This window comes from Treponema bryantii, from assembly GCF_036492245.1.
Taxonomy (GTDB): domain Bacteria; phylum Spirochaetota; class Spirochaetia; order Treponematales; family Treponemataceae; genus Treponema_D; species Treponema_D bryantii_C.
In genome coordinates, this window is sequence record NZ_AP025286.1 from 1,294,328 (window position 1) to 1,320,428 (window position 26,101).

26 protein-coding genes are annotated in these 26,101 nt (G+C 38.1%); 15 read left to right on the top strand and 11 right to left on the bottom strand.

Going from position 1 to position 26,101, the window contains the following annotated elements; translation table 11 throughout:
- Positions 1-4: 4 nt before the first annotated feature.
- From AABJ44_RS05835 to AABJ44_RS05870, 8 genes are all read left to right on the top strand, one after another.
- The gene (locus AABJ44_RS05835) at positions 5-1,918 is read left to right on the top strand and encodes a diguanylate cyclase (protein ID WP_338370978.1); all 1,914 of its coding nucleotides are present in this window, start codon (positions 5-7) and stop codon (positions 1,916-1,918) included.
- Complete coding sequence (locus AABJ44_RS05840) at positions 1,911-4,157, top strand: methyl-accepting chemotaxis protein (protein ID WP_338370979.1); 2,247 nt, start codon at positions 1,911-1,913, stop codon at positions 4,155-4,157. The genes AABJ44_RS05835 and AABJ44_RS05840 overlap by 8 nt, the downstream gene beginning before the upstream one ends.
- Before the next feature lie 17 nt (positions 4,158-4,174).
- Complete coding sequence (locus AABJ44_RS05845; RefSeq protein ID WP_338370980.1) at positions 4,175-4,750, top strand: hypothetical protein; 576 nt, start codon at positions 4,175-4,177, stop codon at positions 4,748-4,750.
- Positions 4,751-4,762: 12 nt separating this feature from the next.
- Entirely contained in the window at positions 4,763-5,821 is a 1,059-nt protein-coding gene (locus tag AABJ44_RS05850; protein WP_338370981.1) for an AAA family ATPase, read from the top strand.
- Positions 5,822-5,842: 21 nt separating this feature from the next.
- Entirely contained in the window at positions 5,843-7,147 is a 1,305-nt protein-coding gene (locus AABJ44_RS05855) for a VWA-like domain-containing protein (protein WP_338370982.1), read from the top strand.
- A 14-nt stretch (positions 7,148-7,161) separates the two neighbouring features.
- On the top strand, positions 7,162-7,746 hold the full coding sequence (locus tag AABJ44_RS05860) for a hypothetical protein (protein WP_338370983.1): 585 nt from the start codon (positions 7,162-7,164) through the stop codon (positions 7,744-7,746).
- A 253-nt stretch (positions 7,747-7,999) separates the two neighbouring features.
- Complete coding sequence (locus tag AABJ44_RS05865) at positions 8,000-9,265, top strand: argininosuccinate synthase (protein ID WP_338370984.1); 1,266 nt, start codon at positions 8,000-8,002, stop codon at positions 9,263-9,265.
- Positions 9,266-9,280: 15 nt separating this feature from the next.
- Positions 9,281-9,853, top strand: a complete 573-nt coding sequence (locus AABJ44_RS05870) for a hypothetical protein (RefSeq protein ID WP_338370985.1) — start codon at positions 9,281-9,283, stop codon at positions 9,851-9,853.
- 11 nt (positions 9,854-9,864) lie between these two features.
- Here AABJ44_RS05870 and AABJ44_RS05875 read toward each other — a convergent pair whose 3' ends face one another.
- Complete coding sequence (locus AABJ44_RS05875; RefSeq protein ID WP_074644679.1) at positions 9,865-11,244, bottom strand: PP2C family protein-serine/threonine phosphatase; 1,380 nt, start codon at positions 11,242-11,244, stop codon at positions 9,865-9,867.
- A gap of 104 nt (positions 11,245-11,348) precedes the next feature.
- The gene (locus AABJ44_RS05880) at positions 11,349-12,668 is read right to left on the bottom strand and encodes a PP2C family protein-serine/threonine phosphatase (protein WP_338370986.1); all 1,320 of its coding nucleotides are present in this window, start codon (positions 12,666-12,668) and stop codon (positions 11,349-11,351) included.
- Between the two features lie 202 nt (positions 12,669-12,870).
- On the opposite strand from AABJ44_RS05880, the gene AABJ44_RS05885 reads away from it, so the two are divergent.
- Both AABJ44_RS05885 and AABJ44_RS05890 read left to right on the top strand, forming a co-directional pair.
- Positions 12,871-13,572: an iron-sulfur cluster assembly scaffold protein gene (locus AABJ44_RS05885; protein ID WP_009103019.1), complete on the top strand. Its 702-nt coding sequence runs from the start codon at positions 12,871-12,873 to the stop codon at positions 13,570-13,572.
- Between the two features lie 20 nt (positions 13,573-13,592).
- Positions 13,593-14,630, top strand: coding sequence for a GGGtGRT protein (locus AABJ44_RS05890; protein WP_338370987.1), 1,038 nt, complete (start codon positions 13,593-13,595; stop codon positions 14,628-14,630).
- Positions 14,631-14,694: 64 nt separating this feature from the next.
- On the opposite strand, the gene AABJ44_RS05895 is transcribed toward AABJ44_RS05890, so the two are convergent.
- The gene (locus tag AABJ44_RS05895; RefSeq protein WP_338370988.1) at positions 14,695-15,711 is read right to left on the bottom strand and encodes a hypothetical protein; all 1,017 of its coding nucleotides are present in this window, start codon (positions 15,709-15,711) and stop codon (positions 14,695-14,697) included.
- Between the two features lie 98 nt (positions 15,712-15,809).
- Here AABJ44_RS05895 and AABJ44_RS05900 point away from each other — a divergent pair, with 98 nt between their 5' ends.
- Complete coding sequence (locus AABJ44_RS05900; RefSeq protein WP_338370989.1) at positions 15,810-16,520, top strand: tRNA 2-thiocytidine biosynthesis TtcA family protein; 711 nt, start codon at positions 15,810-15,812, stop codon at positions 16,518-16,520.
- 74 nt (positions 16,521-16,594) lie between these two features.
- Here AABJ44_RS05900 and AABJ44_RS05905 read toward each other — a convergent pair whose 3' ends face one another.
- Together AABJ44_RS05905 and AABJ44_RS05910 are read right to left on the bottom strand one after the other, a co-directional pair.
- Positions 16,595-18,046 carry a nicotinate phosphoribosyltransferase gene (locus AABJ44_RS05905; RefSeq protein WP_338370990.1) on the bottom strand — a complete coding sequence of 484 codons (1,452 nt, stop codon included), beginning with the start codon at positions 18,044-18,046 and terminating at the stop codon, positions 16,595-16,597.
- 47 nt (positions 18,047-18,093) lie between these two features.
- Entirely contained in the window at positions 18,094-18,957 is an 864-nt protein-coding gene (locus AABJ44_RS05910; RefSeq protein ID WP_338370991.1) for an SDR family NAD(P)-dependent oxidoreductase, read from the bottom strand.
- A 104-nt stretch (positions 18,958-19,061) separates the two neighbouring features.
- Here AABJ44_RS05910 and AABJ44_RS05915 point away from each other — a divergent pair, with 104 nt between their 5' ends.
- The 3 genes from AABJ44_RS05915 (at position 19,062) to AABJ44_RS05925 (ending at position 22,415) form a co-directional block, all read left to right on the top strand.
- Positions 19,062-20,258: a glycoside hydrolase family 3 N-terminal domain-containing protein gene (locus AABJ44_RS05915; protein WP_338370992.1), complete on the top strand. Its 1,197-nt coding sequence runs from the start codon at positions 19,062-19,064 to the stop codon at positions 20,256-20,258.
- Positions 20,239-21,102, top strand: a complete 864-nt coding sequence (locus tag AABJ44_RS05920) for an RsmB/NOP family class I SAM-dependent RNA methyltransferase (RefSeq protein ID WP_338370993.1) — start codon at positions 20,239-20,241, stop codon at positions 21,100-21,102. The genes AABJ44_RS05915 and AABJ44_RS05920 overlap by 20 nt, the downstream gene beginning before the upstream one ends.
- 65 nt (positions 21,103-21,167) lie before the next feature.
- Positions 21,168-22,415 (top strand): HD domain-containing phosphohydrolase, encoded by a 1,248-nt coding sequence (locus tag AABJ44_RS05925; RefSeq protein ID WP_338370994.1) that lies wholly within the window; start codon positions 21,168-21,170, stop codon positions 22,413-22,415.
- On the opposite strand, the gene AABJ44_RS05930 is transcribed toward AABJ44_RS05925, so the two are convergent.
- The 6 genes from AABJ44_RS05930 to infC are packed head-to-tail and all read right to left on the bottom strand — an operon-like array spanning position 22,378 to position 24,892.
- On the bottom strand, positions 22,378-22,881 hold the full coding sequence (locus AABJ44_RS05930) for a DUF188 domain-containing protein (protein WP_338370995.1): 504 nt from the start codon (positions 22,879-22,881) through the stop codon (positions 22,378-22,380). The genes AABJ44_RS05925 and AABJ44_RS05930 overlap by 38 nt on opposite strands.
- 2 nt (positions 22,882-22,883) lie before the next feature.
- Positions 22,884-23,198 carry a cell division protein ZapA gene (locus tag AABJ44_RS05935; RefSeq protein ID WP_074644691.1) on the bottom strand — a complete coding sequence of 105 codons (315 nt, stop codon included), beginning with the start codon at positions 23,196-23,198 and terminating at the stop codon, positions 22,884-22,886.
- On the bottom strand, positions 23,199-23,753 hold the full coding sequence (locus AABJ44_RS05940; RefSeq protein ID WP_338370996.1) for a cell division protein ZapB: 555 nt from the start codon (positions 23,751-23,753) through the stop codon (positions 23,199-23,201).
- Positions 23,754-23,765: 12 nt separating this feature from the next.
- The gene (gene rplT / locus AABJ44_RS05945) at positions 23,766-24,125 is read right to left on the bottom strand and encodes a 50S ribosomal protein L20 (RefSeq protein ID WP_022933236.1); all 360 of its coding nucleotides are present in this window, start codon (positions 24,123-24,125) and stop codon (positions 23,766-23,768) included.
- 12 nt (positions 24,126-24,137) lie between these two features.
- Entirely contained in the window at positions 24,138-24,338 is a 201-nt protein-coding gene (rpmI, locus tag AABJ44_RS05950; protein WP_022933235.1) for a 50S ribosomal protein L35, read from the bottom strand.
- 11 nt (positions 24,339-24,349) lie between these two features.
- The gene (infC, locus tag AABJ44_RS05955) at positions 24,350-24,892 is read right to left on the bottom strand and encodes a translation initiation factor IF-3 (RefSeq protein ID WP_074644694.1); all 543 of its coding nucleotides are present in this window, start codon (positions 24,890-24,892) and stop codon (positions 24,350-24,352) included.
- Positions 24,893-25,095: 203 nt separating this feature from the next.
- On the opposite strand from infC, the gene AABJ44_RS05960 reads away from it, so the two are divergent.
- A complete protein-coding gene (locus AABJ44_RS05960) occupies positions 25,096-26,091 on the top strand; it encodes a TRM11 family SAM-dependent methyltransferase (RefSeq protein ID WP_338370997.1) in 996 nt (331 codons plus the stop codon).
- Positions 26,092-26,101 lie beyond the last annotated feature (10 nt).

Genomic DNA, 26,101 nt, shown 5'->3' on the forward strand with positions numbered 1-26,101 from the left:
ATCTATGAAGAGACGAGTCGCAGTTCTGGCTTGTGGCTGGAGTACATATTTTCTCAAAGATTTTATTCTTGGAATGCAGAGAGCTGTAAAGGATAAAAACATTGATATCTATGTATTCAACATGTATAACTACGATGAATATTCCGGCTTCCCGAACTGGACTGGTGCGTCTATTTTTAATCTTATTCATTATGAAGATTTTGACGGCATTGTCGTACTTGCAGATTTAATTGGTAATGTCAGAGTTCTCGAACGTGAACGCCTCAGAATCTTAAAATCTGGAAAACCTGCTGTATGTATCAATAAAAAGATGGAAGGCATCTGTTGTCTTCGAATTGATAATTACTCGGGAATGTATGATGCAATTCAGCACATTATAACAATGCATAATGTACGGGATATTGCATTTATAGCCGGTAAAGAAACTTCTATTGATATCAGTGAACGCTATAGGGCTTATACTCAGGTTCTTAAAGATAATAATATTGAATTCGATCAGAATAAGATTTTTTCCATTCAATTTACAGATTATCATTGTTCATATCGTTTCTTTTCAGATTATGTAAAATCCGGACGAAAGCTTCCTGAAGCAGTTGCCTGTGCAAATGACTTAATTGCACTTGGACTTCTTAAGGTCTGTGTTGAAAATAAAATCAATGTACCTGAACAGATTAAGATTATCGGCTTTGATGATATTACAGAAACCCAATGTACTCAGCCTTCTATTACAACTGTTCACAACAATGCAGAACTTCTTGGAGCAGAAGTAATCAACAGACTTGAGTTTGGAGTAAATCCTTCTCAGCTTTTGAAGATGAGAAGTACTCCTGTTCTGCGTCAGTCTTGTGGCTGTGCTTATATGAACACAAAACAGCAGAGCCGTTTTACTCTCAGCATTCTTGATGATGCAAATAAAAAAGAAGAGTTTGATACTCAGATAGAAGTAATAGGCGAGATTTTTGCTGAATCGGCAGATGTATTTACACTGCTTACCAACGTAGAAAACTTCTTTACAAAATCACACAATTTTGAAGGCTCAGATTTCTGTATCTTCATGAAATCAGACTGGACTTCTGTTCTTATTAACTCTATGGAAAATCTTCCTCAAAATTTAAATTATGGAACTCAGGTTCAGGCTATCTGTTCTGTTCAGGATAATAAAAAATATCTTCGCGAGATGATAAATACCCGTGAACTTATCCCTGCAAAAATGAAAACTGATGAAAGTTCAACTTTTTTATTTTTACCGGTTTTTCATCATTCTTATGTTCACGGATATTTTGTTACGAAAAATAATCTTTCTATGATTGATAATCGTTATGGTTATATCTGGTCCAGAACTCTTGGAACAAGTATTGAGCAATTCCGTAAAAAGAATATGTACAGACAGATGAGTCAGCAGTATCTTAAGCTTTCTACTAAAGATGCTCTTTCTGGTGCCCTTAACCGTCAGGGACTTGAAAAACTCGCAAAACCATATTATGCACAGAACAAAAAGAATGGTCTAACAACTGTTCTTTTCTTTGTTGATATAAATAAAATGAAGCATATTAACGACCAGTTCGGTCATCTGCATGGAGATCTGGCTGTAAAAACTGTTGCAGCAGCGGCCATGGAAACAGTTCCAAAGAACTGGCTTACAATTCGTTATGGAGGTGATGAATTCCTTATTGTAGGGAACAGCAAAAATTATAATGGCGAAGATTATTGTTCTATGATAAAAAAACGTTTGGAATCTAAGACTGCGGTAATGCATTTGCCATATAATCTTTCTGCAAGTGTTGGAACTTATTCAGTACCGGCTCACTCAGAACTAACTCTGGAGCAAGCTGTAGAAAATGTAGATAACATAATGTACGAACAAAAGCAAGCCTTCCATAAGGAAGACGATCAAAATAAAGAGGAAGCACATGAGTAAATCAAAGGTAAAATCATCTATTAGATTAAGTCTTGTATTGTGGCTGGGAATTGGTATGATTCTTATTTCCATCGTTATGACTTTTATGATAGGTCGTACTGTTCTAAGGAGCAATAAAGAGCAGATTACTAAGAATATCGTCACTCTTACAGAATCTAGAGGTGTAACTTTAGAGCGAAAGATGACAGAAATTGTTTATTCTGCAGAAGCTCTGGCCGGATTCTTAGGAGGTACCTGGGCTATTCCTGAAAAGCAAAGGCATTCTGCTGCTGAACAGGCAATACGTGCAATGGTAAAATCTTCCACAATTGATTCTGCGTGGGCATACTGGTTGCCAAATATGTTTGACCACAAAGACATTTTACGTAAGAATTATGACGACAATCCATCTGGACAGTTTAAGATTCATTATATTCGTGACAGAAATGGTCGTATCAAAAATGATATTGTTTCTGAATTTAGCGAAGCTCAGATTGAACAGGCTACAAATAGAGGAAGCACCTTTATTAGTGAGCCTGTACATACAACACTTGATGGGGAATCTGTTTTGACTACAAAGGTTTTTGCTCAGATTCAAAACTCGCTTGGTCAGCGAAGCGGTATTGCTGGTATTGATATTGTGCTTTCTGGTCTGGAAAACTTAATGGATGGCTCTTCTATTTTCCGTGGGACAAACTGTCAGTTCTTTACATCTTCTGGTGCCGTTCTCGCTTCTTCAGATCATTCGATTGTAGGACAAAAGTCTTTGTTCTTCCTTGATAATAATTTAAAATCATATTTTGACCCAATCTATATAAAGCCTGATGGAAGCCGTGCACAACCTGGAGATGACATTTCGGATTGTAGTATTGATTATTCTCCAATTAGTTTCAATACGGATATTAACCATCAGAATACGTTTGTTACAATAGTAAAAACTCAGGTAGACCGTACTGGTGATTCCTGGTTTTTTGTTTCTCTGACACCTGTATCTGAAATTGATAGCAGCGCATGGACTACTATCTGGATTATTATTACAGCTTTCGCGCTTCAGATTGTTATTGTAATTATTATTGTATTTGGTGTCGTAACAGGTATTACAAAACCTCTTAAGACTACTGTAGATGCCCTTCAAAATATTAGTGAAGGTGATGGAGATATGACCGTTCGTCTTCACGCACATCAAAATAATGAAATTGGTGCAATGTGCGATAGCTTTAATAAAACAATGGATAAACTTTCTGTTTCTATTAAAGATGTAAAAGCTTCAAGTGAAGAGATGGATCAAATTGGTACAGAACTCAATGATTCTATGAGTCAGACTTCACAGGCTGTAATTGATATTACCTCAAGTATCCAGTCAATTCAGGAGCAGATGCAGGATCATGCTGCTGGAGTTGAGGAAGCTCTTTCTGTAGTAGAACAGATTGTAAAGAACATTAAGAAACTGAATGAAAATATTGATACTCAGGCGGCAAGTGTTTCAGAATCTTCTGCCTCTATAGAAGAGATGACGGCAAATATTAACAACGTTACAAACATTCTTGAAAACAACCGTTCTTCAATGAATATGCTGGAACAGGCTTCTGAACTTGGTCAGTCTCTTATTAATAATATGGCTGAGCTTTCTTCTAAGATTCAGGATCGTTCAAAGAATCTTCAGGAAGCATCTTCTGTAATCAGAAATATTGCGAGTCAGACAAACCTTCTTGCAATGAATGCTGCTATTGAGGCTGCACATGCAGGAGACAGTGGACAGGGATTCTCTGTAGTTGCCGGTGAAATTCGTAAACTTGCTGAGGAATCTGCTTCGCAGGGATCTAGAATCCAGAATGAACTGAAAGATGTTCAGGATCTTATCAAGACTGTTACTGAATCTACAAATCAGGTACAGAATCAATTCAATAGCATCTTTTCTCTGACAAAAACTGTAAGTGAGCAGGAATTGATTATTGATGAAGCTATGAGACAGCAGAACGAAGGTGGAGCTCAGATTCTTAATCTTATTAGAACTATTAATGATATTACAAATAACGTTAAGAACGACTCTGACGAAATGATGGAAGGTAGTAAACAGGTTTCCTTTGAAATGGATCGTATTGCCCGCATGACAACTTCTGTAAATAATAATGTAAAGAATATGACCGACAAAACAGATGCAATCGGCAGTTATTCACAGAAAGCTCATGAATGTGTAGAAAAGAACGTTGAAAGTATTGCAAAACTTCGTGATGCAATGAATAAGTTCAAGGTAGAATAGGTCTGGAGGTGATTCTTATGAAAAAGATAATTACATTTCTTACAATATTAATGCTTAGTTGTACTGGAATTTTTGCACAGGAGGTGGATGGCGATATTCCAGATGGTGCTTCTTTCGTTTTTGATGGATTTGAAAAAGGAAATTACTGGATTTGGGCTGGTTTTGACTGGCATCAGTATGGTGATTTCTGTTATGCATCCGGAGCTAATATTTCGAGAGAATGGGCTTCTGAAGGTTCTCATTCTCTTGAAATGACAATTGATGAAATGCCTCCAGATGCTAAAAAAGCTGGAATCTGGTTCTATGATGGAACAAATGATCTGTCTGGTTCGAAGTATATGGTTATGGATTTTTATAATCCTGAAGATATTACCTACTATATAGATATTGCAATACAGGCAACTAGTGGATGGAACTGGTGTGATTTAGGTTCTTTTGCATTACCAAAAGGAGAACATTATGTTGTTCTGAGTATGGAAAAATTTACAGAACGACTTTATGATGTAAAAAGAGTTTTAATCTACAATAATACTGCTGGAGCCTATCCAAAAGATGCACACTTTTTTGTTGATAATATCCGCTTAATAAAGTAGACTTTTTTCATTATGAAAATTGACTCTACTCAGCTTAAGTTCATTTTGGAAAATACGCCAGCCTCACAGAATATTATGCTTGTGGGGCGGCACGGAATTGGTAAATCTCGCATTTTAGAAGACTTTTTTGCGGCTCGCCGTGAAAAAGTCGTTACTTTATTTTTGGGACAGATGAGTGATCCCGGCGATTTAATTGGACTTCCTCATCTTGATGAGGCAACCGGTCGTACAGAATTTATGCTGCCATACTGGTTTCCGACAGACGGACAGCCGGTTGTTCTTTTTCTGGATGAATTAAACAGAGCCCGCCCTGAAGTCTTGCAGACTGTCATGGATTTAACTTTAAACCGTAAGCTTGCTGGTAAGAGTTTACCGGATGGTAGTAGAATTATCAGTGCAGTAAATGGTGGCAGTGAATATCAGTTGACGGATCTGGATCCGGCTTTAGTAAGTCGTTTTAATATTTATGAGTTTGCTCCGAGTGTAGAAGACTGGATTAACTGGGCACGTGAAGTAAAGCTCGATTCAAGAGTAATTTCCTTTATTGATGAAAATCCGGAGTTCCTTGATGGTGATGAAGCTTTTTCTGAAGACAATTTGGAGCGTACTCCAGATCGCCGCAGCTGGGAAAGAACTTCAAAAATTATTGAGGAATTTAATGAACTTGGAGAACTCCAGTTGTCTCTTGTTTCCGGTATTATAGGAGACAGAGCAGCGGCAAGTTTTTTCAATTTTGTAAATTCAAAAAAAATCCCTTCTGCTGCAAAAATCCTTGAAGGAGATTTTGAAGAAAATAAGAAGTTACTGAATGAGTTGACTTTTACGGATTTTACCCAATTGAATGAAGCAGTTTTCCGATGGCTTGAAAAGGCTTGTGATAAGACTGGTAATGAAGTTGCAAAAAATTTGGAAGCATATTTTGACTGGTTTTCTTTGAATGATAAAAAAGAATTGCAGGCTCATTTTGCAAGTCTTGTTTCTGCAGATAGATATCCGGAAACCTTAAATTATATTTTAGAGAAAACACCTTCTCTTTATCACAAGCTTCTGGATTTAAGTTCTGAATTATAGATTATTGCGGATACATATAAAATGACTTGTGAAAAGCGTCTGAACTCGATAATTAAACAATGGTTTATTTCTGAGCCTCTATTATTCTCTGTAGTTACAACACATCATTTTGTTATGAATGATTCTTTGAGTGTACCTATGAGGTCAGGACATTTTTGCATTGAGTTTTCAGAACTTCTTACCAAAGACTTTAATGATGCTGAGCTTTCAGATTTTCTGAAAATTGAAGCTTACAGAATCTTGTTAAAGCATCCTTATGCAAGGCAGCCGTACAAGTCAAATCCTACAGCAATGCAGCTTGCAAGTGACGTGATAATTTCAAAATATTTTACACCTCAAAGCGGAATTGAAACTGCTGGTGTCATTTATTTGAAAAGCCAGGCATGGAGATTTTCTACATTGGATTTTCCGCTTGGTAAACGCTGGGCAGATACAGAAGAATTAAGGTTTTTCCAGAGAAACCTTAATATTGACCGCGCTACAGGACTTTTGAAAACCGTTGATGATCTTACTTTTGAGCAATGGTATAAGTGGCTTTTGTTTTTAATCCGTGAAAGTTCTGCTGGGGGTGGAGAAGCGAGCGGAGAAGGTGCCCTTAGTGATTATGATCTTTCTGCAATTACCCAGAGTTCAGAATTATGGCAGGAAGATGAAAATGCACAGAATCAGATAAACGATAAAATCAAAAAAGCAGAAATTGAAGAAGGCTGGGGCGAGACTGGCGGAAATTTACAGAGAGAACTACAAACAGATGTTGATTTTTCTTTTGATTACCGTCGTGCACTTACAAAATTTCGTTCAAATATTGTAAGTGCAAATCGTCGTCTTACCCGTATGAAGCCGAGCCGTCGTTATGGTTTTTCTGCTATGGGAAGCCGCTATGAACGTAAGGCTGATATTTTAATTGCAGTAGATGTGAGTGGGTCAATTACAGATGAAAGTTTTGCACGTTTTTATTATGCAATCAAAAATTTCTTTTTTTTGAGGATTATAGAAAATATTGATTTAATATTTTTTGATGTGAATCTAAAAAATACTACGCCAGTAAAGTTTTCAAAAAATCTAAAACTGGCAGAAATTACAGGTCTAGGTGGAACAAATTTTCAGCCACCTGTTGATTATTTTATGGAAAATAAAAGCCGATATTCCGGTATGATAATTTTTACAGACGGAGAAGGAGAAGTTCCGAAAATTGGAGGAGCCGCCGGTAGCCGAGGATTGGGTAATGCTTCTATCCTTTGGATTTTAGATTCACGGCTTGCCTATGAAAAATCCCGCTGGTGGGTTGAAAGCCTGCCTGGAAACTTTGCAACCTTTTTACCATAATTAATGGAGGAAAAATGTCTTCACAAAAATATTCAGATTCAGAAGCAGATTTCTGGAAGGAACATTTCGTACATCTTCAGCATAAAAATATGGTCCGCACAAATGCACAACCGCTTCGTATGGCAGACTGCCGTACTGAATTTGAAGCATTCTCTGTGTCACATCCGGATGCAAAAATTTCCTGTGAATATTTTTCTTCCTACTGTACATTCGAAGTAACTTTGACTTCAACAATAAAACTCCGTCTCTTCATCCAGAACAACATAAAAGCCAGTATTATGCAAAAATGCGGCCCAGAATACATCAAGATCTGCGATGCAAAGTTTCCGTACAATCCATTACCAGAAATCTCGGAGTTCCTGTCAAAACTCCCTAACTACCTGAAAGAACTGGATCAATCACTAGAAAATAAATCCCGCTCAGAACGCCGCCAGAAGCTGGCCCTGGAGTTCATTAAAGCGTATGCCTCAAAACACTTACAAGTCCCACACGAAGTTTTATCAAACCCCGACGGCACCTACACCTTGAAACTGCCTGCAAATAGCATAAATATACAAATCACTGAAGAGAATTTTAAACAAAAAATCTCCGAGTTGTAAAAATCACGTGATTTTAGCGCGAAGGAGTGAGACATAGGTCAAAAAGACTTTTTTGGGGGATGCCGCGGGAGCGGCATTATTATGGTTTCCATACCCCCAAAAACGTCTAGCGCAATATTGCGCGTTTTTGACCTATGAATCACGACTGGAAGCTAAGAATACGGTATTTTCTTTTTAATCTCTTGCATATTTTTGCATAAAGATGTATATTTTCTGTATATTTATGCAAAATAACGCCATTCAGGAGGCTAATATGGCAAAAGATAAAGTAATACTTGCTTATTCCGGTGGTCTTGATACAACCGTTATCATCCCATGGCTCAAAGAAAATTATGATTATGACGTAATCGCTGTATGTATTGACGTTGGACAGGGCGATGACTGGGAAGCAATTAAATCACGTGCTCTCAAAACAGGAGCTGCTGCATGTTATGTTGTAGATGCACGTCAGGAATATATTGAAGAATACATCTGGCCGGCGCTCAAGGCAAATGCAGTTTATGAAGATGAATATCTCCTCGGAACTTCAACAGCCCGCCCGCTTATTGGAAAGATTCTTGTTGAGTATGCACGTCAGGAAAAGGCTGTTGCAATCTGTCATGGTGCTACAGGTAAGGGAAATGACCAGGTTCGCTTTGAGCTTGCTATCAAGGCTTTTGCTCCAGACCTCAAGGTAATTGCTGCATGGCGTGATGACAAGTGGAACATGGACAGCCGCGAAGCTGAAATTAAATATCTCGAAGACCGCGGTCTCGAAGTTCCTATGAAGAAGGATCAGTCTTACTCACGCGATGAGAACATCTGGCACTTGAGTCACGAAGGTCTTGAACTCGAGAAGACAGAAAACGAGCCAAATTACAAGCACATGCTTAAGAATACATGCGTTCCAGAGGAAGCTCCGGAAGAAGGCGAGTATGTAACAATCGACTTCGAAAAGGGTATTCCAGTTGGTCTTAACGGTAAAAAGATGAACGCCCTCGACCTTTTGAACGAGCTCAACGTAATTGGTGGACGCAATGGTGTTGGTCTTGTTGACATCTGTGAAAACCGCTGTGTAGGTATGAAGAGCCGTGGTGTTTACGAAACACCGGGTGGAGCAATCCTTTACTTCGCACACAGAATGATGGATCACATCTGTCTTGACCGCGAAACTTACCATTACAAACAGCAGGTATCTCTCCGTATGGGTGAGCTTATTTATGACGGAAAGTGGTTCACAACTTTGATGGATGCATGTATGGCATTTGTTGATAAAACAGAAGAAACTGTAACTGGTTGGGCAAAAGTTAAACTTATTAAGGGTGCTATCCGTGGAGCTGGTTCTGGATCTAAGTACAGCCTCTACAATGAAGAGATTGCTTCATTTACAACTGGTGAACTTTATAACCATAAAGATGCTCAGGGCTTTATAACTTTGTTTGGACTTCCACTGAAGGTTCGTGCTATGATGGAACAGAAGGTTGGTGAAGGCCAGGCAATTGCAGAAAGCAAGAACCTTAAGAAGCGTCCAACAGAATAATAAGGAGGTATAAATATGAAGAAATTAATTATTTCTCTTTTAGTTTTAGGATCTCTTTGTGTAAATGTTTTTGCACAGGATGTTGAAGATGTAAATGTTTCAACTGGTGAAGATTTTAAGCATAATGAAGTATATCTGTCTGCAGGTACATCTTCATTAATCGGTGCATTCTCTGGATTATTTGTGGCTTTAGGTCAGGGATTTGCAGATGCTGTGGCTAAAAATGAGGAAGAAAATGGTTCATCAACTATTTCTGTTGAACCTACATTTGGTGTGACAGCAGGATATAATTATTTCTTTAATAAATATTTTGGTCTTGGTGGAATGATGACTTATGAGAGATTTATAAGTGTGAACATGATGTCCGTACAGGCAAAACTTATTGGACAGTATGGATGGACTCATTTTAAGATTTATCAGTCTGCCAGTGCAGGTCTATTGGTTATACCGGAAGTTGGAGCAACAAATTTTATATTTGATTTTACATATCTTGGTATGAAGTTTGATTTTGACCATTTCAATATTTTTATTGAAGGTTCAGTTCCTTCAACCAGTTTGATAAAACTTGGAGCTGCATTTAAGTTCTAAAAAGTTGATTATTATTTCTTCTTTAAGATAATAATCGTTATATCATCTTTACTAGGCTCGTCGCCTATGAAGGTGAGGATATCGCTGACAATGCAGTTTACCTGCGTTGTCAGCGGTCTATCTGCATTTCTGAAAATCGATTTTAAAAGTCTGTCCTTACCAAAATCTTCACCCTGTGCATTAGTAGCTTCTGTTGCTCCATCAGTAAAGAAAATCAGTTCATCACCACGTGACATTTCAACTGTGTGAGATATAAAGTTTGTTGGAATATCTGGAAGTCCAATTGCTCCAAAGGCAGTATTATCATCTTCTACATAATTAGCAGAATCATCTTTTGCGCTGTAATAAATTGGCATAGAGTGTCCTGCATTTATAAATTCAACCTTATCACCATTAAATCGGGTAAGAATACCTGTAAGATAGTTTTCGATATTACCTTTTTCTTTTATATAACGTATATTGATACGGTCAATGATTGATTTCAGTTTATCAGTTTTTCCATTGTAAAATTCCTGGAAGATAATGTTTTTTACGAGCATTGTTACAAGTCCAGATGCAATACCGTGTCCAGATACATCAAAGATTCCTATTCCATCAAGATTGTTTCCAGTACTGTATATATCAAGAAAGTCTCCGGAAACACCTGCCATTGGTTTATTGTAATAAGAAATTGCCCACTCATCGTAGATTGTTTCATTATGTTTAAAGAAACTCTGCTGCACAACCTGAGCAAGTCTTAATTCGTTTTCAATGTTTTCCTTATATTCATGTTCACTTCTATGGTGAAGGAAGTTATCTTTTTCAGTTCCCCATCTTTTGAAAGAAAGAAAGTAAAGGATAAGAATAAAGATAACTGAATCCATTACAATAAACATATTGTAGTTATTGATTATATGTGGCATTAAGACAAATGAGCCTGCAGTAGCAGCTGTACAGAAAATTACTGGTGAGATATCAAAAAAGACCGGGAAATTTACTGTAACGCAGGCAAAAACAATCATCGCATTGAAGAGATTATTCTCAAAATATAAGATGTACATTGGAAATGCCATTAAATAAACGAAAAGAAAATAAGTCGGTATCATTTTTACAGTAGAACGTGTAAAGTTCAATTTTCTAAGTCTTGCTGCAGAAACGATGCATATAATTCCAAAAACAATATATGTTAGAAAATAAATAAATCGTGGCAGATAATTAAGATATTCGCCCTTATGAAGTATCAGAATACAGATTATTCCAATAACTCCCATGATAATAAGCATTGTCTGGGCTTTCCACATTGTGATAAGATTCTTATCAGCCATTACAAGCTTACACTCTTCTGGAGCTCTGTATTTGTCTTCGAGTTTTCGGATTAATCTGCTGAATAAAGTCGGAGAACGATCCTTCATAATACACCGGTTATCTTTCTATTTTACAATGAAATCGCTGATTTATCAACTTTCTTAAACTTTCTTAAACTTTCTTAAACTTTCTTAAACTTTCTTAAACTTTCTTAAACTTTCCTGATTATTACAATTGTAATATCATCAGATTGCGATGCGTTTTCTGTGAACATACCCATATCAGAAAGCATTAAATGAATCTGATTTTCAAAAGGTTTTTGAACTGCGTTTTTTACGGATGTAAGTAAACGTGTGTTCCCATATTCATCATGTTCTGAATTCATTGCTTCCTTAACACCATCAGTAAAAAGAATAATTTCATCTCCAAACTCCATTTCAAACTTGGCTTCCTGAAAGAAAGGTTCAATCGAATTCAGCCCGACAACACTGCTGGAATACTTTCGTTCTGAATCAAAAAATAAGCATTCATTATTTGCTTTTCTGTACAGAATAGGAGAGGGGTGTCCGGCATTAACTATTTCAATCTGATTTTCATTTATACGCAGAAGAATACCTGTTAGATAGTTTTCGATGTTACTCTTTTCATTTTTAATTCGTTTATCAATTATTTCCATTACTTGCGAGAGTGGTTTATTATAATTCTGATGAAATTCCTGTTGAAAAATATTTCGGACAAGCATTGTTACAAGTCCGGAAGAAATCCCGTGACCTGAAACATCGAAAATACCAACTCCCTTAAGAAGAGTACCCTGTGTGTAAAAATCATACATATCTCCTGAAACACCAGCCATTGCTTTACTGTAATAAGAGATATCATAATTTATTAAGTCAGGTATTTTTCTTTTTGAAAAACTTTCCTGAACAAAAGCTGCAAGTTCAATTTCCTTTTCGATTGTTTCAATATGTGAATTACGTACTTTTTCAAGAGTAAATTCCTTGATTAGAGAATTCCACTTAAAAAGGCTGAGAATACTCATTATGACTGTTGTAAGACACGTGTTTAGTATCATAGTAAATGAGCCAACAGAATAAAGAGCAAAACAGATTACTATTGTAAAAGCAGACAATAATATGATAAAGAAAAGCGGTTCAACTGCAAGCATTACAATTGCAATGATACAGACATTTACATAAACCGTATAAGAACTCAATGGTGTAGTTGAGTAGAAAAGCAGTGAGACACTAAGCAGCAGAAGGAAAAAAATTGCAAGATATGTAGGCTGATTACGACGCCAGATAGGCCATTCCGGGTGATGTGTAGATTGTATGGCTACAAGCAGAACAAGAATACTGCTTAAAATATATCCGGTATAATAAATGAAATCAAAAATATGCTCTTTCGGATTTGAATGATAGCGTATTGTCGTAACAATACACATTATTATACCAAAAGTGAATAAAATTTGTTCCAGCTGAGCCAGCCTGTGAAGATTTTTTGCTATGATTCCTTTCTTAAGATCTTTAGGCATAAGAAATCTTTCCCGAAAGGATTTGTGTATGTTTTTCTTCGTCTTCAAAGTGTTATCCTCAATATAATATTTTGGACAACATTATTAATTACTTCTATTATATTATGACTATTTGAATAAAGCAAACAAAAGCTATATTGAAAAATCCGTGCTAAAGTGTTATTTTATTCTATATATTTATTTTATTTCTCAGGAGCATTTTATGACATACACTGCAGAAGTGGAGCATATGTGTCCTTTGGCAAAAGGCGCATATCATGGTCCTGCACCAATCCCTGAAGAGGGCGAGTGGGTACAGGTAAAGAAAATTGAAGATATTTCCGGATTCACACACGGTATCGGTTGGTGTGCACCACAGCAGGGTGCCTGCAAACTTTCTTTGAACGTAAAGAATGGAATCATCGAAGAAGCATTGGTTGAGACTATCGGTTGTTCTGGTATGACTCACTCAGCTGCTATGGCTTCTGAAATCCTCATTGGTAAAACAGTTCTCGAAGCTTTGAATACTGACCTTGTTTGTGATGCTATCAACACAGCAATGCGCGAACTCTTTATGCAGATTGTTTACGGTCGTTCACAGTCAGCTTACTCTAAGGACGGACTTAAAGTTGGTGCTTCTCTTGAAGACCTCGGAAAGAACCTCCGCTCTCAGGTAGGTACAATGTTCGCTACTCGCAAGACAGGTCCTCGCTACCTCGAAATGACAGAAGGATACGTTGAAACTTGTGCTATCGACAAGGACAACCAGATTATTGGTTACAACTGTATCAACTTTGGTAAACTTATGGACGCTCTCAAGGCTGGAAAACCAGCTGAAGAAGCTATCGCTGGTGCACGCACACACTATGGTCGTGTAACTGCAGATCAGGGTATGGTAAAACTTATCGACCCACGTAAAGAATAGTCACAGGAGGAAATTGAATTATGGCATTATTTGAAGATTTTGAAGGCCGCATTCCTCAGGTGAATAAGGCTCTTAAAGAATATGGCTTTGCAGAAGGCGAAGCTGGATTGAACGAAGCTCGCAAGCTTTGTCAGGACCGTGGATTTGATCCATATGAAATCTGTCAGTCTACACAGCAGATTTGTTTCGAGGATGCTAAATGGGCATATGTACTCGGATCTGCAATCGCAATAAAAGAAGCAGAAAAGACAGGAGACAAGACTGGTTCTACAGCTGCTGCAAACATCGGTAAGGGACTCCAGGCATTCTGTTTGCCAGGTTCTGTAGCTGATGACCGCAAGGTTGGTCTTGGACACGGAAACCTCGGTGCTCGTCTTTTGAGTGAAGAGACACAGTGTTTCGCATTCCTCGCAGGTCACGAATCTTTCGCTGCTGCAGAAGGTGCTATTAAGATCGCTGCTAACGCTAACAAAGTTCGCAAGAACAAGCTCCGCGTTATCTTGAACGGTCTTGGAAAAGACGCTGCTCAGATCATTTCTCGTATCAACGGCTTTACATACGTTCAGACAAAGTTCGACTACTTCAACGGTGAAGGAACTGACAAGGCTCTTACTGTTGTAAAAGAAATCCCATACGGAAACAACCCAGACCGCCTTATCGTAAAGTGCTACGGTGCTGACGATGTACGCGAAGGTGTTGCAATCATGTGGCACGAGGATGTTGATGTTTCTATTACTGGAAACTCTACAAACCCAACTCGTTTCCAGCACCCAGTTGCTGGTACTTACAAGAAAGAGCGCTTGCTTGCTGGTAAGAAATACTTCTCTGTAGCTTCTGGTGGTGGTACAGGTCGTACACTTCACCCAGATAACATGGCTGCAGGTCCAGCATCATACGGCTTCACAGATACACTCGGTCGTATGCACTCAGACGCTCAGTTCGCAGGATCTTCATCAGTTCCAGCTCACGTTGAAATGATGGGATTCATGGGAATGGGTAACAATCCTATGGTTGGTTGTACAGTTGCTTGTGCAGTAGCCGTAGCTGGAAGTTTCTAGTTCTACACTAAATAAAAAAGAGCTCCGTGAATAAACGGAGCTCTTTTTTATTGTATATCAATTATTAGTATCCTAAAGAAGTAAGGAATTTTTCGAGTTCGGAATATCCTTTCAATTGACACCATTCTACTGCAGTTCTCTTTGGACCTCCGCCACTGATTGAAATTTTGCTGAAATCATAATTAAATTTTGCAAGGATTTTGGCTGCAGGAAGATTATTCTGTTTGATTACATTTGCTCCAAATTCAGACTTATCATTATCAATTTCAATTCCTTTTTCAAGCAGCTTTGAAATTGCATATTCGTTATTGCACATAATTGCAAGCTGGATCGGATTTACATTTGCCCAGCCATAAACGATTTTCGAATTTAAATCGGCAGTATCTAATGAAGCATCAAACATTTCATTGTTATGTGAAGTGATTGAATAGGTGAAGATTGTAATACCTTTTGAATCCTGGTCATTAAAGGAAATGTGATTTTCATCCATATATTTAAGGATTTCATCTTTTGGAGCCTTTGCATTAACCATTGTCATTAAAAGAGGAATAGCTTCATGCTTTGCAATATTCTGAAGAATGATATCTTTATCTGGAGTTTTGTCTGTAACAAAATTATGGAAGCATTTACGATCCTTAAAGAAAGCGATTGGTTTTCCTTTTTTAGGATAAATGAAGTAAACAGTCTTTTTAACGGATTTTCCTGCATCAATTGTTACTTCATTTGGTTCATACATATTCTTCTTAGGAATATCGAATGAACTGAAAACTATGTCGTTATTTTCATCTGCAGTTCCAAGTTCAATTCCCTTAAGTTTACTGAGATTATAATTTTCTAATTTTTCTTCACTGCTGTTAATAATTTCAAAATTCACTTCAGCCATTGTGTAGTTATTTGAATCACGAGGTGAAAAAACACTCTGTCCAACAGTAACTTTGTTTACAGGGTATTTAAGTGAAGAAATTTTTACCGAAACTGTATCAGAAATTACAACAGGCTCAGCAGTAATTTTTACCGATGCAGCAAAACAGGTAACTGCAGCAAGAAAACCAACGAAAATAAAACTAATAATTTTTTTCATTATTTCGCTCCTTTTTTATAATTATATTAGATAAAATTGAATAATGAAAGTTTGAAATCTACGTTTTTTTATTATTTATTTTAATGTATAATTTAATCATGAAAAAACAACCCAAACTTTCAAGTCTCATAGACAAAGCATGTTTCGATTATAATCTCATTGAAAAGGGCGACCGCATTCTTATTGGTGCCAGCGGTGGGAAGGATTCTACTGCACTCATTGAATATTTTGCGAACAGGGCTAAGAGACCGGAGTGTGGGTTTGAGTATAAGGCGTTGTTTATAAAAAGTGATTTTGCTCCGGAATTTCCTGAGGGTATTATGGCGAAGTTCCGCGAGTGGAATGTTCCTTTTGAATCAATAAATGTAAATGTACTTGAGCGCGTAAAGCCCGGCCAGAAAATGAGCTGCTGGTGGTGTTCTACTCAGAGGCGCTCCGAGCTTTTGAGTTATGCACTGGATAATGATTATAACAAGATTGCTCTCGGCCACCACATGGATGATATTCTTGAAACTCTTTTAATGAATATGCTTAATAAAGGTGAGCTTGCTGCTATGCCGCCGCGGCTTAAGTATGATAAGTTTCCGGTGAGTGTTGTGCGGCCTCTTTGTTATGTAAGTGAAGAACGGTTGATTGAACACGCAAAGGAAGAGGGCTATGCAGGTTTTACCTGTACCTGTAATTATCAGGATAATTCAGACCGTAAGGAAGCTCGCCGCAAACTCGAAGAACTAACCGAAGGCTCTCAGTCAAAAAAAGAGCGGCTGTTTGCGTCGTTGCGCAATATCCAGCCGCTGTATTTACCGTAATAGATTGCTTCGCCTGCGGCTCGCAATGACAGCACTTTTCGTCATTGCGAGGAGCGTAGCGACGTGGCAATCCATTAGCGGATATTCTTCTCAATGAAATCCTTTTTCAATTCCATCAATTTCTCTGTGAGAGAAACCTTGTAAATATGAGGATTCAGGATTCTCTTGTATGACTCGTCGAAAGCTTCGAGCTGGCTCTGCATTGTTGTGCGGCTGATCTTAAGCTGTTCGCTGTCTGGAAGACGTGGAGTTACGCGCTGGCCATTTTCGAGACGCTTTTTCAAAAGTGGTTCAACCTTTGCCGCCTTACATGTGAACTGGCGATAATCTACCATAGGGTGGTAGTAGCGGTACTCTTTTCCTGCTTCGATTGTTTCATCTTCAAGAGAAAGAATATCTGCAAGAGCCATTCCGTTTTCATCATAAAGACGGTAAACATTCTTAATACCAGGGTTAGTTGTCTTTGCAGGATTATCAGAGAACTTCATTGCTGGAACCATTTCTCCTGTTGCCTTGTCGTTACGTGCAGCAAGTTTATAAACACCAGTGAAAGAAGATTCATTTCCACCAGTAACCATATGAGTTCCAACACCCCAGCTGTTGATTGGAGCACCACCAGCAACGAGTGTAGTAATGATTTCTTCTGTAAGTTCATTTGAAACGCTGATTTTTGCCTGTGGGTAACCTGCACGGTCGAGTTCTTTACGAACTTCACGTGTGAGGTATGAAATATCACCTGAATCAAGGCGAACACCAAAGTTATAGCCTTTTTCTACAAGTTCACCACCAGCGATGATTGCGTTCTTAATACCAGATTTCAAAGTATCATAAGTATCAATAAGGAATACAGAATTAGTCGGATAGATTTTAGCATATTCGCGGAATGCTTCAAGCTCCGAACCGTGTGACATAATCCATGAGTGAGCCATAGTTCCCATTACAGGAATACCGTATTCTTTTCCGGCAAGTGTGTTAGAAGTTCCTGCGGCACCACCAATGTAAGAAGCACGGGTAGCACTCATGCCACCATCAGGTCCCTGTGCACGGCGAAGACCGAATTCCATAATCGGTGCTTTCTTAGAAGCAAGCCAGATGCGGGCTGTTTTTGTAGCAATAAGACTCTGGAAGTTTACGTGATTCAAAACAAGAGCTTCGAGAATCTGTGCTTCAATAAGATTTGCATGAATGCGAACAAGTGGTTCCTGAGGGAAAATTACAGTTCCTTCATCCATTGTATAAAGGTCACCTGTGAACTTGAAATCCTTAAGATAATCAAGGAAGCCCTGTTCAAAAATCTTCTGTTCTGCAAGATACTTAATATCATCTTCGCTGAAACGGAAGTTTGTGATAATATCCATAAGGGTTTCGTTTCCGGCAAGAATTGAGAAACCGCCGTTAAAAGGATTTCTACGGAAGAACATGTCAAAAACAACTTTTTGATTCATGTTCTCCTTCCAATAGCCCTGAGCCATTGTCAGTTCATAAAAATCTGTAAAAAGTGCGCTGGTAATATTATTCATAATCATTCCTTATTATATTTTTCATTCCGAAACAAGTTCATCATGTTATTTACTTAAATAAAATCAGAGACAGAAATCTCTTCAGCTTTTTTTATCATATCTGCATCCGGATTATGCGGCCGCTTGTTATAAAGATAAGTATAACGGGCTCCAATATATCCGCTGACAAATCTGCTCATAAAAGCTGTTATGCGCCACTTAAAAAGCAACATAGAAATTCGTTTATTCTTAAATGCTCTTTTAAGACACTGTGCAACTACCTTCTTTGGTGGAATGCCGCCTTTTACTTCCGGACGAGCTCCATTAGAGGCCACGTTTGCAAATTCAGTACTTACAGAACCAGGGCATAAAGCACAAACCTTAATTCCTTTGTCATGCAATTCTGCAGCAAGCGCAACAGAAAAGTTCAAAACGTATGCTTTTGTTGCTCCGTAAACAGCAAAATTACCAAGAGGTAAAAAGGCTGCAAGGGAAGCTGTATTTATAATTACAGAATCTTTCTTCAGATAGGGAAGTGCTACACCACAGATACCTGTTACAGTTGTACAGTTCAGTTCAATCATATCCATCTGGCGATTGATTGAAGTTTCTGCAAAAGGTCCGTAAGTACCAAAACCAGCATTGTTGATAAGAAGCCCAATTTCAATTCCACTTTCAACTTTGCGAAGTTTTTCATCTTCACTTTCAAGAAGTTTTTTGAAACGTTCAACACCTTCTTTGCCTGCAACGTCCAGAACTACTGGATGGACTGTAGTAAAATTCTTTGTAGCATTCAGATTGTCAGCAAGCGTTCGGAGTTTGTCTTCACGGCGTGCGATAATCCAGATTTCGTCATAATCATAATTTGCACAAACCTGACGGGTGAATTCTTCGCCTAAACCGGAACTAGCGCCTGTAATTACTGCAATACGTTTCATATATTTCTATTATATAAAATAACAATAGATTTTACAAATGCTCTACTTTTTTTTCTGTAATCCCTGAATTCCATAAATACACAGTAATTGATATAATAGAATATATGAAACATACTTGGTGGGTTGTTATATTATTAACTCTTCTTACATCCTGTACAGATAAACAGACAAAAAAGGAGCTTCGAACTCATCAGGCTGCGGCGCTTACTCAGACTTATACAAATCAGATAAAAAAGGAACGCGAGGCATCAATTGAAAGATATATTGCAGCTATGCCGCTGGAGCAGAAAATTGCCCAGATGTTCATTGAAAATCTTGAAGGTTGTACAAGTTTCCGTTCGTATGAAACTGTTGATGCAATGACCGGAAATGGTGATAAGACTCCTCTTGTTGCGGGTGGTTATCTTTTCTTTTCATATAATATTGTTCCAGATCGTAAGCAGATGCAGGATTATATAAAATCAATTCGTGAATATTGTGATTCTTACGGAATTATTCAGCCTTATCTGAGTGTTGATCAGGAAGGTGGATGGGTTACTCGTCTTAAGAAACTGAATCCAAAACTTCCATCTAATGAACAGGTAGCTGCTGCTTATGATGTTGCCGGAACTTATGGTTTGTATTCGGAGCAGGCGGCCGGTATGAAAGATCTCGGTTTTGATATGAATCTTGCGCCTGTGGTAGAAGTGTGTACTGACGATAATGCGGAGTTTCTGGACGGCCGCAGCTTCGGTGACCTTAATAAAGTTATCCGTTATGGAACTGCGTGTATTAATGCCTACGAAAATAATGGAATTGCAACTGTAATAAAGCATTTCCCGGGAAATACAAATACAGACCCTCATACAGGACTTCCAGAAATTACTCTTTCAAAAGATGATTTAATGAAAAGCATTGAATCCTTCCGCGAGCTTGTAAAACTTAATCCTGCAGTTGTTCTTATGTCACATGCCCGAACCTCAGCTATCGATCCTGGTGTTCCAGCCTGTCTTTCTAAAGTGTGGGTAACAGATATTCTGCGTAATGAGTTTGGATATAATGGTTTAATTTTTTCTGATGATATTTTTATGGGTGCTTTGGCAGACAATGGTTATCCGCCTGAGGTTGCTGCTGTTCGTGCCGTAGAAGCTGGTGTCGATTGTATTATGACTTCGGAAAAGCGTTTTGGACGTGCAGGTGCTGTACTTTATAAAAAAGCAAAAGAAGATTATGATTTTGAAAAGAAAATTGATGCTGCAGTTTTACGAATCATTAAATATAAACTTGAGGCAGGTTTAATAGATGAAGCAGAAATCCGCTAAAAATAAGCTTTCTGGTGAAGCCGGATTCGAAGAATATTATGCCGGCCTTTATGGTGAACGCTGGCAGGCAATAAAGGAATCTTTCGCAGGAGAGGGAAGTGCTGTAGAGTATCATGTAACTGGGGCTGAAAAGTCTTATTTCCTTGACAGTGCTTCTGTACTTGCTGCCTTGTGTCTTCCGCTGGATGGTGCAACTGATATTCTTGATTTGTGTGCAGCCCCTGGTGGAAAAACTTTAGTACTTGCTTCAAGAATGCCAGCAGATGCAAAACTTTCTTCAAATGAACGTTCTCCTGAACGTAAGCATCGTCTCTCTGTTGTTGTAGAAACCTGTCTTCCGACTTCTATTTCTGAGCGTGTAAAAACTTCCTGTAGTGATGGAGCTACCTGGTGTACAAGACAGAGCGAATGTTTTGACCGAATTCTTCTTGATGCTCCGTGTTCTTCTGAACGTCATGTAATTGCTGATCCAAAATATCTTAATTCCTGGTCACCATCCCGAATAAAAACTGTTACAACAGAACAATGGTCTTTACTTTCTTCTGCCTATCGTCTGCTAAGTCCGGAAGGAATTCTTTTATATTCAACCTGTGCACTGTGTCCTGAAGAAAATGACGGTATGATAGAACGGCTTTATAAAAAGTTTAATAAGGAAGGTGATGCTTTTTCTCTTATGTTACCTGCACCCGATCTTTCTGAGATTTCAGATTTTGCTAAAATAACTCTTCCTGGTTTTGAACAGACTAAATATGGCTATATGATTATGCCTGATAAACAGAATGGTGCAGGTCCGATTTATTTTTCAATCATCAAAAAAAATAAATCCTGTGCTAAAAGTCTGTGAAAAATCTTATTAATTCTACAATATAAAGCCTTGATTTTTTTGTAATATCCTTCATAATAGATTGTATGGCTGAGAAGAAACATGAAGACAGATTGCAGCGCATTATAGAAATTGAGCGCGAACTAGGAGAAATTCAGGACGTTGATGTTCTTCTTGAACGTATACTTACTGAGACAAGAAAAATTGTAAATGCTGATGCCGGATCAATTTATGTTGTTGAAGGCGACAAACTTAAAATTAAATGTGGACATAATGATACTTTCTTAAAGGAGCTTGCTCCTGGAGAAAAACTTCCTTATACAAGTTTTTCATTTCCAATCAACGAAAAACAGATTTGTGGTTATGTAGCTCTTTCTGGTAAGCCATTAAACATTAAAGACTGTTATAGAATCTCAGAATCTAAGCCATATAAGTTCAATAAAAATACAGATATTACAACTGATTACCGTACAAAATCAATGTATACCATTCCTCTCAAGATGGCTAACGGTAATCTTCTTGGTATTCTTCAGATTATCAATGCCAAAGATGAAAACGGAAAGATTATTGCATTTGATCAGGATGCAGAAATGCTTATTGCACACTTTGCATCAAGTGCAGTTCAGGCTTTACAGCATGCTTATCTTACTGCAAATATGGTAAAGCGAATGCTTAAGATGGCAGAGTTCCGTGATCCAAAAGAAACATATCCTCATATTGAACGTGTTTCTTCTTATTCTCTTGAAATCTATGACCGCTGGGCATTCAATCATAATATTCCTGAAGCAGAAATTCACCGATACCGCGATAACCTTAAGATTGCAGCCAAGTTCCATGATGTCGGAAAGGTTGGTATTTCTGATGTAATTCTTAAAAAAGCTTTCCCTCGTTTTACAGATGAAGAGCGAAATATTATGAAGGGACATACCTGTATTGGAGCTCAGCTTTTTGAACCACCAGAGTCACTTCTTGATATAATGTCACAGGAAGTAGCTCTTCATCATCATGACCGCTGGGATGGTGGTGCTTCTGGTTATCCGGGAAGAATTTCGTTAAGTGATTTTTCTGTTAAGGATGGAATCGTTCCAATTACAGAGCCTTTGAGTGGAAAAGATATTCCGCTTTCTGCTCGAATTGTTGCAGTTGCAGATGTATTTGATGCTTTGAGTCACAAAAGATGTTATAAGGAAGCTTGGACAATTGAAGATGCGTTCACAGAGATTATGAATAACTCTGGAACTCAGTTCGATCCTGAAGTTGTTCTTGCCTTTATGCAGGTAAAAGACCGAATCTGTTCTATTCAGATGGCTTTCCCTGACGAGCCTGAAGATTAATCAGTTTGTGTATAACCTTATCAAAAGAGTTCGCGAATGCCGCGAACTTTTTTTTGTCATAGCCTTCATGGTAATGTTTTACCAGACCGATTTCTGCAAGCTGCTTATCAAAATCACTAACTGAAAGGCGCTCTTTTATCATTTCACGGGTAAACTCTGTACCTCTGTCATTTATTGTACAGATTCCGCATTCAACTAAACGGTTTGCAAAAACAATGTCTCTGGTAATTACGAGATCGCCAGATTTACAGTTTTCAAAAATATAATTATCAGCGGCGTCTTTCCCACTGTTACAAACTGCCATTTCATAAGTACCGGCCGCAGCATCACAGCAAATTTTTTTATTTGCTGCAAAAACAACACGTAGATCGAGTTTGTTTCCCATTTTTACAGTGTGATTTCTAACGAGAGAAGGGCAGGAATCTGCATCTACCCAGATAGTGATTTTATTTTCAGGATTATCCAATGCTAGAGTACCTTGTCGATTTTATCAATCATATTCTGTGTACGGCGTTCAATTTCAAGAGTGTCCATGTCGTTTTCAACAGGAACATATTCACCGTTTTCCATTGCAACTTTTGCCTGCTTTTCTTTGTAAAGCTCATCGCAAATCATAATGCCCGAAAGAATTGCAGTTTGAAGAGGATTTTTGATTGAATCGATTTTATTTACGTCGTCTGTGATTCTTTTGTAGTAGCCTAAAAGCTTTTCGAGATATTCGTTATCTTCATTTGCCTGGATTGTAAAAGAAGTTCCAAGCATTTCAATCTTTAATTTTCCCATTTAGAAAATATCAAAGCCTAAGCCGTCGTGATTGTCATCTTCCGGAGTTTCGATTTCTTCTTCACTCTCGAAAGTTTCTTCTACAAAATTCTGAGTAAGTGCTTGTTCTGGGGTTGATTCCGGCATAACTGGTGCTTCATTAGACTGTGGTACAGTTTCCATTGTACTGAAGCTTGGTGTGCTCTGAACAGTAGCATCTGCCGGTTTTTGTGTTTCTGCCTGTGGGGCAGGGGTAGTCTGTACAACTGGTTTTGGTTCAACCGGAGTCTGTACAGCAGGTTTAGCAGCCTGACCACCCTGATTCATCTGAGTTGCAGTTTTTAAAACTGTGTTCTCAATTGAATTAAGACGGTCAAGCGCCTTTTTGATTCCATTCTCGATCTGGCTCTGATCTGATTCAAAAGAAGAAAGCTGCTCCGACTTCGCAGAAAGCGCATTTGTGAGCTCGGTACATTTATTGCGCAGAGCATCGTTTTCTGCCTGTAGCTGTTGGATTTTTGCAACAGCACTTTCAACCTTTTGTTCAAGAAGATAAACCTGATCGAGTGAAATCATTTACAAACTTCCTTAAGCCTGTACAGCTTTCTTAGCTGCTTCAACAACAGCCTTGAATGCAACTGGGTCTTCAATAGCCATGTTAGAGAGAGCCTTGCGGTTCAATTTAATTCCGGCCTTGTTAACTCCGTTGATGAACTGTGAGTATGTCATTCCTTCTTCACGAACAGCAGCGTTAATACGTGCAATCCAGAGAGTGCGGAATTCATGTTTTCTGTCGCGGCGGTCAACATATGCGTGACCGAGTGCTTTTGTTACAGCGTCTTTAGCTGGTTTGTAGTTTGATTTTCTGTCGCCACGGAAACCCTTAGCAAGCTTGAGGATCTTTACACGGCGATTCTTTCTCTTTGTTCCGTCTATTGCTCTTGACATCTTAAACTCCTATTAACCGTAAGGAAGCATCTGCTTTCTGATTTTCTTTGCATCTGCTTCTGCTACATAACCTGCAGCGCGAAGATTTCTCTTTCTCTTAGGAGAACGTTTTGTCAAAATATGACGAAGGTTCTGCTTCTTGTGCTTAACTTTGCCAGATCCAGTAAGAGAGTATCTCTTTGCTGCTGACTTCTTTGTCTTCATCTTAGGCATTTCTAAACCCCTTATTTTGCGGCTTTTGCTGAGATTGTCATTGACATGTTTCTACCATCCATTGCGGCAGGCTTATCAATGTTGTACGCCGAGGTAAGTCGCTTTAACACCTCATTCAGAACATCATAGCCGAGTTCAGTGTGGGCAAGTTCACGTCCGCGGAAACGGATTGTAACCTTAACCTTGTCACCCTCGTCAAGAAATTCCTGTATATGTTTGGCCTTAGTATCAAGATCTCCTGAGCCGATTTTTGGCTGCATGCGGATTTCCTTCAACTTTAATACTTTCTGGTTCTTCTTGGAATCACGGAGCTTTTTTTCCTGTTCGAACTTGTATTTGCCATAATCAAGTATTTTACATACAGGTGGGTTAGCATTAGGTGAAACTTCAACAAGATCCAAGTCTCTGTCTTTAGCCATGTTGAGGGCTTCTGAAGTTGCAACGATGCCTAACTGATTTCCCTCGTCATCGATAAGACGAACCTCGCGGACACGAATCATTTCGTTGATTCTCTGCCCATTACTTTTGTTGTTGTTATTATTCACGTATGCCAATTATCCTCCTAGTGTTTGTTTGTAAAACACATTTTTAAACATATAGCGTGTATCTTTATATTATATTTATTTTCTTATAGTGTGTCTAGTAAGTAACACAGTTCTTCATAAAAACTAAAACTGCATAGAAATCTGTATGTATTTTTGAAGCACAATTTAATGTATACTATTACAAAATAATAAAAAAATATATATTTATTCTCATGGCGGAATTTATATCTTCTTTTATAACCGGTTTTCAGACTGTTGTGGAACAGGATCTCGGAAAACGCTTTAAGAATCTTAAAATACTTAATCTTTATGATGGACTTGTGCATTATCGTTTTGACGGGGATTCGAGAGAACTGGAAAAAATCATTTACTTCAATAATACATTCTTTGTCCTCAAAACAATGAAAGGGAAGGGGCTTAGTTTTTCTTCTCTGGTTGGTTCTGTCTGTTCTGCTAAGAATTATTTTCTGGTTAATAAAGGAAGTTTCCGTGTTCGTTTTCAAAATGAAAATCAGTTTGCTAAGGTTGATAAAAATCTTACCCGCCGCGCCGAAGATTATGTGCTTCAGAATTCAAAACTAAAACTCGACCGTCTTTCTCCAACTAATGAAGTCTGGTTTTCTATCCGCCGTGAAGGTTTTGCTTTCTGTGGAGAGCTTATTTCTAAACGCGAGTTCACTGAAAAGAATCTTAATAAGGGAGAACTACGGCCGGAAATTGCTTACTTTATCTGTTGTTTTGCTGCTATCAAACCCGAAGATACAATTCTTGAACCTTTCTGTGGTTATGGATCAATTCCTGTTCAGCTTGCAAAAAAGTTCCGTTTTGAAAAGCTTTATGTGAGTGATCTTGATCCTGAACGTGCAACACAGACTTCAGAGCGTAAACAGCTTTCTGCACCGAATATTGAATGTTGTACTGCTGATGCTACTGTCTTAAATCATATAGAAGATAAATCAATTTCTCTTGTAATTACAGACCCTCCATGGGGATATTTTGAAGAGCTTCCGGATATTGAAGGGTTCTATATAAATATGTTCAGATCTTTTAATCGTGTTTTATCTGATAACGGACGCCTTGTAATCCTTTCTGCCCGAAAAGAAGAACTGGAAAAAACTGCTGCTGCAACTGGCTTTAAAATAAAAAACAGCCTTCATACGCTTGTAAATGGTAAGAAGGCTGGTGTTTATTATATTGAACGTGCTTAGTTAGAGTTCT